Here is a 9146-nt window from a genome sequence, read left to right on the forward strand (position 1 = left end):
GTGGGAGGGTGGGAGGAGACCTCCCACCCATTCCTTGGAGAAGGCGCTCGAATCCCGGATCCCGAGCCCCGGCACCCGAGCTCCGGGCCGGATTCCCGGCCCTCCGGAGCGGGCGGCGCACCGCCCGGCGGCCGTGGGTAGGGGAACCGGCGGCCCGCGCCGCGCCGTCCTCCTCCCGTCCGGCGCACCGGAACGGAGAGGGAGGCCCCATGGATTCGCGCTGCGTCATCCTCGACATAGGCGGCGTACTGGAGATCACCCCGAAGACGGGCTGGCACCAACGCTGGGAGCGGCGGCTCGGCCTGCCGCCCGGCACCGTGAACCGGCGCCTGGGGGAGGTCTGGCGGGCCGGAAGGGTCGGAGAGCTCGACGAGCCCGGGGTGCGGGCCCGGGTCTCGGCCGAACTCGCCCTGGACGAGGCGGCGGTGGACGCCTTCATGACCGACCTGTGGACCGAGTACCTGGGCACGGCCAACGAGGAGCTGATCGCCTGCGTACGCGGACTGCGGAAGCGCTGCGGGCCGGAGCTCGGGCTCGGCATCCTCAGCAACAGCTTCGCCGGAGCCCGCGAACGGGAGGAGGCGGCGTACGGCTTCGGCGCACTGGTCGAGCGGATCGTCTACTCCCACGAGATCGGTGTCCTCAAGCCCGATCCCCGCGCCTACGAGACGGTGTGCGCCGCCATGGGCGCGCGCCCGCGGGACTGCCTTTTCGTCGACGACCTCCCGGAGAACGTCGAGGCCGCGCGGGAGTTCGGCATGCACGGGCATCTGCACGAGGACAACGCCCGCACCATCGCCCGGATCACGGCCCACGTGGGCTCGGTAACCGAGGCCCCATGCCCCTGACCACCGGCCTGTCGTGCGGCCGACGCGCTCATCCCCGACCGAACGACCTCACGGAGTGGGCCGAAGCCCCCACGTCTGGAGGACGTAGGGCCGCCCCTTCTCCTCCCCCTCGATCAGCGGCACGTCGAGCAGACTGAAGCCCGCCTTGGCGGCCACGGCGACGCTGGCGGCGTTCTCCGCCTCCAGCTCCAGGATCACCTGCTCAGCGCCCAGCTGCTCGAAGGCGTACGCGGCCATCACCCGTACCGCCCGTACGGCCAGCCCTCGGCCCCGGTGCGCCGGGCCGACCGCGTAACCGAGCTCCGTGCCCTCGGGGGCGCGCCGCAGCATCACCTCGCCGAGCGGCACGCGGCCGTCGGTGGTGATCGCGAGCAGTATGGCCGTGCCGTCCGCCCGCAGTCGCCGAGCCCGGTCGAGCCGCGCGCGGGCGGCCGCCTCGTCGAAGGGCGAGACGATCGGCGTCCAGTACGCGATGTCGGGGTGGTCGAACAGATCCGGCATCGCGGCCACGTCCGCCTCCGTCCAGTCACGCAGGACGAGCCCCTCCCCGCTGAGCTCGATCCGGTCGGGAAACGGCGGATTGCTGCTGCTCACGGTGATCCCCCCTGGCTCCGTAGGACGAGGCAGCATACCCGGGGCCACGGCCGTGGGCTCGGTGGTGCCGGGGTCACCGTGCGCATGTACGGCGGGGATCGCATCCGGTCGGGTCCGAAGCGACCGCAGCAGTCATCCGGCTCCGCTCATGGCGGGCGGGCACCACATAGCCTCCTTGGCATGCCCGAAATCACCACGTACACGCGACGCGACGACAATCCTGAGGAATCCCGACGGGAGCGTCTGAGACGGACATTCGACGAGGACGCGGAACTGTACGACCGGGCCAGGCCGGGATATCCGCCGGAGCTGTACGACGACCTCGCGGAACTCGCGGGTGCCCATCCCGGCAGTCGCGTACTGGAGGTGGGCTGCGGGACCGGCCAGGCCACGGTCCCGCTGGCCGATCGGGGCTGCCGGATCACGGCCGTCGAGGCAGGACCGCACATGGCCGCGATCGCCCGTCGCAACCTGGCCGGGGCTCCGGCTGTGGAGGTGGTGACGGCTGAGTTCGAGAGCTGGCCGCTGCCGGCAGAGCCGTTCGACACTGTTCTCGCGGCGACCGCGTTCCACTGGATCGACCCGACGGTGCGAGTGCTCAGAGCTGCCGATGCCCTATGCCCAGGCGGGGCACTGGCAGTGGTGCGCAGTCAGCATGTGATGGGCGGCACCGAGAAGTTCTTCATCGAGGTCCAGCGCTGCTATGAGCGCTTCGATTCGGAGACGCCGCCTGGGTTGCGGCCTCCTGCGGCCGCCGATATCGATAACTCGGACCATGCGGAGGAGGTAGCGCGAAGCGGTCGCTTCGGCCCCACGGTCTTCCGCCGCTACGAGCAAGACCTCACGTACACCACGCCGGAGTATCTGGAGCTGCTGCGGACCTACTCGGGCCACCGGGCTCTTCCGGAAGCAGCCGGGCGCGGGTTGTTGGCGTCCATTGCCGACTTGATCAACGAGCGATACGGGGGCCGGGTGACCAAGCGTTACCTCATCGAGTTGGGGGTCTCCCGCAGACCGTGACGCCAGTTGGCGCTTTTCGTACGCGGCGTCGGAACTGCTGCAGGCGCTCCACCTCTTCATGGCGGATCGGCAGAAGGCGGCACCAGCGCGGGGGTCTGGAACACGCACTTCTCCGCCGTACGCAGCCGCAGGTACCGCACCACGCCCGTTTCGCGGATCATGCCGGGCCCTCCCACGGCTCGCCGTGCGAGGCTGAGAACATGGGGTGGGGCTACAGGATTCTCGGTGGGACGGCGGCCGTCCTGGGGGCGGTGTCGCTGGTGTGCGCGCTGCTGACGCTTCTTCCCGGGCTCCTGCTGCCGGAGTCCAGGTGGTCGGCGGTGGCGAGCGGAACGTTCATCATCCTGCTCTTCGGGGCGGCGGTGGTCTGGAGCCTCGTTTCCGTGGGGCGCCCACGCAGGCTGTGGTTGCCTTTGCGGTGTCTGCCCGGCAAGGTGCAGGCGGCGCTGGGCGCGCTGGTCGCCGGGGGCGCGGTGCTGACGCTCGTGGATCTGGCCCAGGGGTCCGTCCTGCGGTCCCCGAAGACCGAGTACGGCAGTTACTACGCGTTCGACAAGACGACGCGGGAGTGGGTGGAGATCTTCTCGCGCGCCGAGTACGAGGCGCTGGTCGAATTGGAGCAGCGGGGCGTCCACGCGGACGCAAGCCTGTTCCTCGGTATCGCGGCGGCCCTCTTCCTGAGCATGGGGGAGCTGCGCAGGCGGTGAGCCGCGCCCGGGCGGCTCCGGGGTTCAGGGGCGGGCGAGGTAGGCGGCGAGGGCGTCGCGGCTGCGCGTCAGTTCGCCGATGCGCTCGTCCAGCGCCGCCAACTCCCGCTCCAGCGCGTCCCGCAGATCCGCGCACCAGTCGAAGCCCGGCTCCGAACCCCGGGCGCACGGCAGCACCGAGCGGATCACCTCGGTGGTCAGGCCCGCGTCCAGCAGGGCGCGGATCTGCCGCACGGTGAGCACCGCGTCCTCGCCGTAGGTGCGGTAGCCGTTCGGGCCGCGCTCGGGGGTGAGCAACCCCTGCTCCCCGTAGTACCGCAGCAGCCGCGTACTGACCCCCGTGCGCCGGGACAGCTCCCCGATCAGCATCTGCCTTTCCCCTCCCGGGAGTTGACCTTCACACCGGTGTGAAGCCCTAACGTCGCCCCGCGAGCGGGCATTCCGCGCCCGCCGTCCCTTTTCCTGAAACCCCTGAAACCCCGGAACCCCCGGAACCCGAACTTCGGAGCACACATGACCCCTTACGTCGTCCACCGCGACGGCCGTACGGCCACCGCCGGAGAGCTGGCGCCGCTCGCCTTCGCGGGCCACGCCCACTTCACCGCCATGCAGGTGCGCGGCGGCCGGGTCCGGGGGCTCGACCTGCATCTGGCGCGGCTGCGCTCGGCCTCACTGGAGCTGTACGGCCGGGCGCTGCCCGACGACCTGGTGCGGTCCCGCCTGCGGACGGCGCTGGAGGGCGGCCCGCAGGACGTGTCGCTGACGGCCGTGGTGTACTCCCCGGCGGGCGAGTTCACGGCGGCGGACGCCGAACCGGAGATGCTGGTCCGCACCGGACCGCCCGCCTCCGGGCCCGAGGGGCCGCTGGCACTGGCGGCGTTCGAGCACGAGCGGTTCCTGCCGTCGGTCAAGCTCGTCGGAGAGGCGGCCAAGACGTACCTGCTGCGCCGGGCCGCCGCGCAGGGCTTCGACGACGCCGCCTTCACCGACCGCCGGGGCCGGATCGGCGAGGCGACGATCTGGAACCTGGCCTTCTGGGACGGCTCGGCGGTGGTGTGGCCCGAGGCCGACGTACTGACCGGGGTCACGATGGGCGTTCTGCGCCGGCAGCTCGACCGCCTCGGCGTCCCCCAGCGCGTCCGGGAGATCACCCTCGCCGACCTGCCGGAACTGGCCGGGGCCGCCGTCATGAACTCCTGGACGCCGGGGGTCGCCGTACACCGGATCGGTTCCGCGTCCCTGCCCGCGGCCCCGGCCTTCACGGACCTGCTCCACCGCGCCTACCGGGCCGAACCGCCCGCTGCGCCGTGAGCGCCGGGGCGCGCCCGGCCGCCTGCACCGGGACCGCCGGGGTGTGCCCTACGCTGCCGGAAGTTCCCCGGGAAAAAATTCGGCGGCCGTGTTGATCCGCGCCGTTCCCGTTCGACCTATGGGTGAGAGGGGCCGGGACGGGCCCCGGAACCGCCAGGGAGACAGAGCCGTGAAGTACATGCTGATCATGCGCGCCACCGACGAGGCCCTCGCGAAGATGGCGGACGTCGACTTCGGCGAGATGCTCGCCACCATCGGCCGGTACAACGACGAGATGATCCGGGCCGGTGTACTGGTCGCCGCGGAAGGGCTCGACGACGCCGCCGAGGGCGTGGTCGTCGACCACTCCTCCGAGCCGCCCGTGGTCACCGACGGCCCCTACGGCGAGACCAAGGAGCTGTTCGGCGGCTTCTACATCCTCAACGTCTCCTCCAAGGAGGAGGCCGTCGAGTGGGCCAGGCGGGCGCCGTTCAGCGGCCCCGGCCTGAAGACCGAGATCCGCCGGGTCACCACGATCGACGAGTTCCCCCAGGACAACGAGTGGATCCAGAAGGAGCGGGCGTGGCGCGAGGCCACCGGCCAGCTCTGAGGGGGATCGCGGAAGATGGCCGACCCCACCGGCCGTGAGGCCGTCGCCGCCGTCTGGCGGATCGAGTCCGCGCGGATCACCGGCGCGCTCGCGCGGTACACCGGCGACTTCGCACTGGCCGAGGACTGCGCCCAGGAGGCGCTGGCCGAGGCGCTGGTGAACTGGCCGCGCGAGGGCACGCCCCGCGACCCGGCGGGATGGCTGCTGACCGTCGGCAGGCGCCGCGCGATCGACGCGTTCCGCCGGCGTTCCGCCCTCGACGAGAGGTACGCCGCCCTCGCCCACGGCCTGGGCGAGGGCGGCATCGTCGCAGGGGGCGCCTCGGGGGGTGCGCCCCCCGACCCGGCCCGGGAGGGCGACGACGTGCTGTGGGACCCGGACCGCATCGACGACGACACCCTCGCGCTGATGTTCCTCGCCTGCCATCCCGTGCTGCCGCGCGAGGGGCGGGTGGCGCTCACCCTGCGGGTGGTCGGCGGCCTGACGAGCGACGAGATCGCCAGGGCGTTCCTGGTGCCGACCGCCACCGTGCAGGCCAGGATCACCCGGGCGAAGAAGACCCTGAAGGCGGCCCGGGTCCCGTTCGATACGCCGACGGCCAAAGAGCGGGCCGAACGGCTCGGCTCGGTCCTCAGCGTCGTCTACCTGATCTTCACCGAGGGGTCCTCGGCCAGTTCGGGCGGGGACCTGATCCGGCTCGACCTCGCGAGCGAGGCGCAGCGCCTGGCCCGAGTGCTCAGCCGGCTGATGCCGGACGAGGGCGAGGTCCACGGCCTGCTGGCGCTGCTGGAGCTGACCGCCGCGCGCTTCCCCGCCCGTACCGGGCCGGACGGCGAGCCGGTGCTGCTGGAGCACCAGGACCGCCGCCGCTGGGACCGCTCCGCGATCCGCCGGGGACGGGCCGCCCTGGCCCGCGCCGAGCGGACCGGCCGGGGCCTGGGCGCCTACGGCCTGCAGGCGGCGATCGCCGAGTGCCACGCCACCGCCCCCTCGGTCGAGGCGACGGACTGGGAGCGGATCGTGCTCCTCTACGAGGCGCTCGGCCGGCTCGCGCCCTCACCGGTGGTCGACCTCAACAGGGCGGTGGCCGTCTGCATGGCGCGGGGACCGGCGGCGGCCCTGGCCATCGTGGACGGGCTGGCCGGCGCCAAGGCGCTGTCCGGCTCCCATCTGCTGCCGAACGTCCGCGGGGAACTCCTCGCCCGCCTGGGGCGCACCGATGAGGCGCGCGCCGAACTGGAGCGCGCGGTCCGGCTGTGCGGCAACGAACGCGAGCGGACGGTACTGCGACGCAAGCTCGCCGCCCTCGGCTGACCACCCGCCCGGCTCGTCCGGCGGCCGGGCTGTGGGTCACGCGCGGGCGGCGTACGCGACGAAGTCGGCCCAGGCGGCGGGCGGGAGCACGAGCTGCGGCCCGTCAGCCGCCTTGGAGTCGCGCACGTGCACGGCGTCGGCGCACGCGGCCACCTCGACGCACTCGCCGCCGCCCGAGTCGCTGTGGCTGGACTTCCGCCAGGCGAAGGCGACCTCAACGCGGTCACCGCCTCCCGAGCTGGTGGCCGAAGCCTGCCGCCACGCCCGCACCCCGCCCGGCCGGGAGATCGCCCTGCGCCGCGTCCTCGGCGACCGGGGGCTGCGGGTGGAGGTCTGCGACGCGGGTGACGGTATGCCGCGCCCGCGCGGCACGTTGCCGGAGGACGAGTCGGGCCGGGGCCTGGCCCTGGCCGCAGCCCTCTCCGACACCTGGGGCGCGTACCCGCGCCCCTGCGGGACCGGCAAGACCGTCCGGTTCGAGCTGTGTCCATCGGATCCGGACGGGCGTCGGTGAAAACGTCGTGCAGCGGTCGCGCGGGCCCGGGCGGTGTCCGGGCCGTACCCGTAGTACCCGGGAGCTACGCGGGAGGTGGGCTCTGGGGAGGGACGCCGGGTGAGGGGTGCGCTCCATAGCTTTCGGACCGGGGGCACGACAGGTGTCCGGTACCGAGGGGAGCGCTCGCCATGGGGGTCCGTCCACGCGGAAGACGCGGAGGTCTGCGCCGCGCCCTGCTCAGCGCGCTGGTGGTCGCCTCGGTGGCCTTCCCGGTGGCGGGCGCGGCGCGGCCGTCGCAGGTGCCGGCGCCCGTACCGGCCGCCCTCGGGCCGCTGTCCGCGTCCCCCGACGCGCTGGCCGGGCGGTACGCCGCCAACCGTGCGGGCATACGGGAGGCCGCGCGGGCGGCCGGGCGGCACGGGGACCTGCGGCGGGCCGCCGCCCTGCGGGGCATGGCCGCGCCCGGCCGCCGGTTCCTCCTCTTCGACGGGCGCGACGGCGGCCGGAGCGCGGAGGTCTTCGGCGACCTGGCGCGGGCCGGGCGGATCGCCGTGCTGGTGCCCGGCTCGGACACCGGCTTCGAGCGGTACGGGCGCCTGCGGGCGGGGGCGCGGGCGCTGCTGGAGGAGCTGGGCGAGGGGTCGGCCGTCGTCGCCTGGCTCGGGTATCAGGCGCCGGGCACGCTGAGTCCCGCGGTGCTGACGCCCGGCCGTGCGCAGGAGGCCGCCCCGGAACTCAGGCGATTCACCGAGGAGTTGGCGGAGGCCCGGCCCGGTGCGCGGATCTCGCTGCTGTGCCACTCCTACGGTTCGGTGGTCTGCGGGCTGGCCGCGCCCGGCCTGGAGGCCGACGCCCTGGTGCTGTACGGCAGCCCGGGCGCGGGCGCCGGCAGCGCCGCCGGGCTGCGCACCCGGGCGGAGATCTGGGCCGGCCGGGCGGACGGCGACTGGATCGCCCGGGTGCCGAACGTACGGCTGGAGCTGCCCGGGGTGACGCTCGGACTGGGAGCCGATCCGGTCTCGCCGGAGTTCGCCGCCCGGGTCTTCGACGCGGGTGGCGGCGGCCACAGCGGCTATCTCGCGCCCGGTTCGCGGGCGCTGGGGAACATCGCCCGGATCGTGGCCGGGCGGCTCCCGGACGAGGGAGCCCGCCATGCGTGACCTCGTGTGGAGGATCGAAGCGGCCACCCCGCCCGGCCGCGACCGCGCCGTCGACGCGCTGCGGGCCGCCGCCGTCCTCGGGGTGGTGCTCGGCCACTGGCTGGTGACCGCCCTGGTCGCCGACAGCGGGGAGTTGCGCGGGGACAGCCCGCTGCGGCACATGCCCCACCTCGCCCCCTTCTCCTGGGTGTTCCAGACGCTGGCGGTCTTCTTCCTGGTGGGCGGGATGGTGGCGGCCAGGAGCCACGCTTCCGCCCGCGCCCGCGGGGTGCCGTACGGGCGGTGGCTGAGAGCCCGGCTGGTCCGGCTGTTCGGGCCGGTGGCCGCCGTGCTCGCGCTGTGGGCCGTGGCGGCGGGGGCGATGCTCGCGGCCGGGGTGGGCGCGGAGACCGTCCGCACCCTGTGCGCCCTGGTGTGGTCGCCGCTGTGGTTCCTGCTGGTCTTCGCCGCGCTGACGGCGGCGACTCCCCTGGTTGCCCGGCTGGGCCCGGTGTGGCCGCCGGCCGTGGTGCTCTGCGTCGATCTGGCGCGGTTCGGTCCGGAGGCCGGGCCCTCCTGGCTCGGCTCGGTCAACGTCGCGGCCGGCTGGCTGGTCCCGTACTGCCTGGGCGCGGCCCGGGCCCGCGGCGGCCGGCCGGGACGCCCGGCCTGCTGGGGACTGCTGCTGGGCGGCGGCGCCGCGGCCGCCGGGCTCGTGCTGTGGGCGGGCTACCCGGCGGCCATGGTCGGGGTGCCCGGGGCCGGGGTGTCCAACCTCGCGCCGCCCACCCTGGCCGCCGTCTGCTTCGGCCTGGCCCAGTGCGGCGCGGCCCTGCTGCTGCTCGGCCCGCTGCGGCGGGCGATGCGCCGCCCCGCGGCCTGGGCGGCGGTGGCGCTGGTGAACCTCCGCGTGATGACGGTCTTCCTCTGGCACCAGACCGCGATGATCGCTGTCACGGCGGTCGGGCTGCTCGCGGACGGGCCGCTGCCCGGTCTGCACACCCCTCCCGGAGGGGCGGACTGGGTGTTCGCCCGGCTGCTGTGGCTGCCGGTGTTCGCGGTGGCGCTGCTGGTGTGCCTGGCGGCCTTCGGCGTCCGTGAGCGGGGGAGGACGGGGCAGGGGGAAGG

Annotated in this window: 12 protein-coding genes; 9 read left to right on the plus strand and 3 right to left on the minus strand. The window is 74.1% G+C overall.

The window, feature by feature from the left end; all coding sequences use genetic code 11:
• The first annotated feature begins 209 nt into the window (after positions 1 to 209).
• Positions 210 to 848, plus strand: a complete 639-nt coding sequence (locus tag L7D48_RS21195; protein ID WP_237881393.1) for an HAD family phosphatase — start codon at positions 210 to 212, stop codon at positions 846 to 848.
• 48 nt (positions 849 to 896) lie between these two features.
• Here the strand turns inward: L7D48_RS21195 and L7D48_RS21200 are convergent, their stop codons facing one another.
• Positions 897 to 1442 carry a GNAT family N-acetyltransferase gene (locus L7D48_RS21200; RefSeq protein ID WP_237881395.1) on the minus strand — a complete coding sequence of 182 codons (546 nt, stop codon included), beginning with the start codon at positions 1440 to 1442 and terminating at the stop codon, positions 897 to 899.
• A 180-nt stretch (positions 1443 to 1622) separates the two neighbouring features.
• Between L7D48_RS21200 and L7D48_RS21205 the strand changes: the two genes are divergently transcribed.
• Positions 1623 to 2462 carry a class I SAM-dependent methyltransferase gene (locus L7D48_RS21205; RefSeq protein ID WP_237881397.1) on the plus strand — a complete coding sequence of 280 codons (840 nt, stop codon included), beginning with the start codon at positions 1623 to 1625 and terminating at the stop codon, positions 2460 to 2462.
• A 200-nt stretch (positions 2463 to 2662) separates the two neighbouring features.
• Positions 2663 to 3169, plus strand: coding sequence for a hypothetical protein (locus tag L7D48_RS21210; protein ID WP_237881398.1), 507 nt, complete (start codon positions 2663 to 2665; stop codon positions 3167 to 3169).
• A gap of 24 nt (positions 3170 to 3193) precedes the next feature.
• Here L7D48_RS21210 and L7D48_RS21215 read toward each other — a convergent pair whose 3' ends face one another.
• Complete coding sequence (locus L7D48_RS21215) at positions 3194 to 3538, minus strand: MerR family transcriptional regulator (RefSeq protein ID WP_237881400.1); 345 nt, start codon at positions 3536 to 3538, stop codon at positions 3194 to 3196.
• 144 nt (positions 3539 to 3682) lie between these two features.
• On the opposite strand from L7D48_RS21215, the gene L7D48_RS21220 reads away from it, so the two are divergent.
• The 3 genes from L7D48_RS21220 (at position 3683) to L7D48_RS21230 (ending at position 6383) form a co-directional block, all read left to right on the plus strand.
• The gene (locus tag L7D48_RS21220; protein WP_237881403.1) at positions 3683 to 4480 is read left to right on the plus strand and encodes an aminotransferase class IV family protein; all 798 of its coding nucleotides are present in this window, start codon (positions 3683 to 3685) and stop codon (positions 4478 to 4480) included.
• Positions 4481 to 4658: 178 nt separating this feature from the next.
• Positions 4659 to 5069, plus strand: a complete 411-nt coding sequence (locus L7D48_RS21225; RefSeq protein ID WP_237881414.1) for a YciI family protein — start codon at positions 4659 to 4661, stop codon at positions 5067 to 5069.
• A 15-nt stretch (positions 5070 to 5084) separates the two neighbouring features.
• Positions 5085 to 6383, plus strand: coding sequence for an RNA polymerase sigma factor (locus L7D48_RS21230; RefSeq protein WP_237881405.1), 1299 nt, complete (start codon positions 5085 to 5087; stop codon positions 6381 to 6383).
• Between the two features lie 36 nt (positions 6384 to 6419).
• On the opposite strand, the gene L7D48_RS29480 is transcribed toward L7D48_RS21230, so the two are convergent.
• Positions 6420 to 6536, minus strand: a complete 117-nt coding sequence (locus tag L7D48_RS29480; protein WP_308312323.1) for a DUF397 domain-containing protein — start codon at positions 6534 to 6536, stop codon at positions 6420 to 6422.
• On the opposite strand from L7D48_RS29480, the gene L7D48_RS21240 reads away from it, so the two are divergent.
• The 3 genes from L7D48_RS21240 to L7D48_RS21250 form a co-directional block, all read left to right on the plus strand.
• Positions 6496 to 6897 carry an ATP-binding protein gene (locus tag L7D48_RS21240; RefSeq protein ID WP_308312324.1) on the plus strand — a complete coding sequence of 134 codons (402 nt, stop codon included), beginning with the start codon at positions 6496 to 6498 and terminating at the stop codon, positions 6895 to 6897. The two genes, L7D48_RS29480 and L7D48_RS21240, sit on opposite strands and share 41 nt — an antisense overlap.
• 170 nt (positions 6898 to 7067) lie before the next feature.
• On the plus strand, positions 7068 to 8039 hold the full coding sequence (locus L7D48_RS21245) for an alpha/beta hydrolase (RefSeq protein WP_237881410.1): 972 nt from the start codon (positions 7068 to 7070) through the stop codon (positions 8037 to 8039).
• Positions 8032 to 9146 (plus strand): acyltransferase (locus L7D48_RS21250; protein WP_237881411.1); only part of this gene is annotated, 1115 nt, incomplete at its 3' end. The genes L7D48_RS21245 and L7D48_RS21250, both read left to right, overlap by 8 nt.

The sequence above is a fragment of the Streptomyces sp. ICN903 genome (assembly GCF_022015835.1).
In the GTDB taxonomy this organism is placed as follows: domain Bacteria; phylum Actinomycetota; class Actinomycetes; order Streptomycetales; family Streptomycetaceae; genus Streptomyces; species Streptomyces fenghuangensis.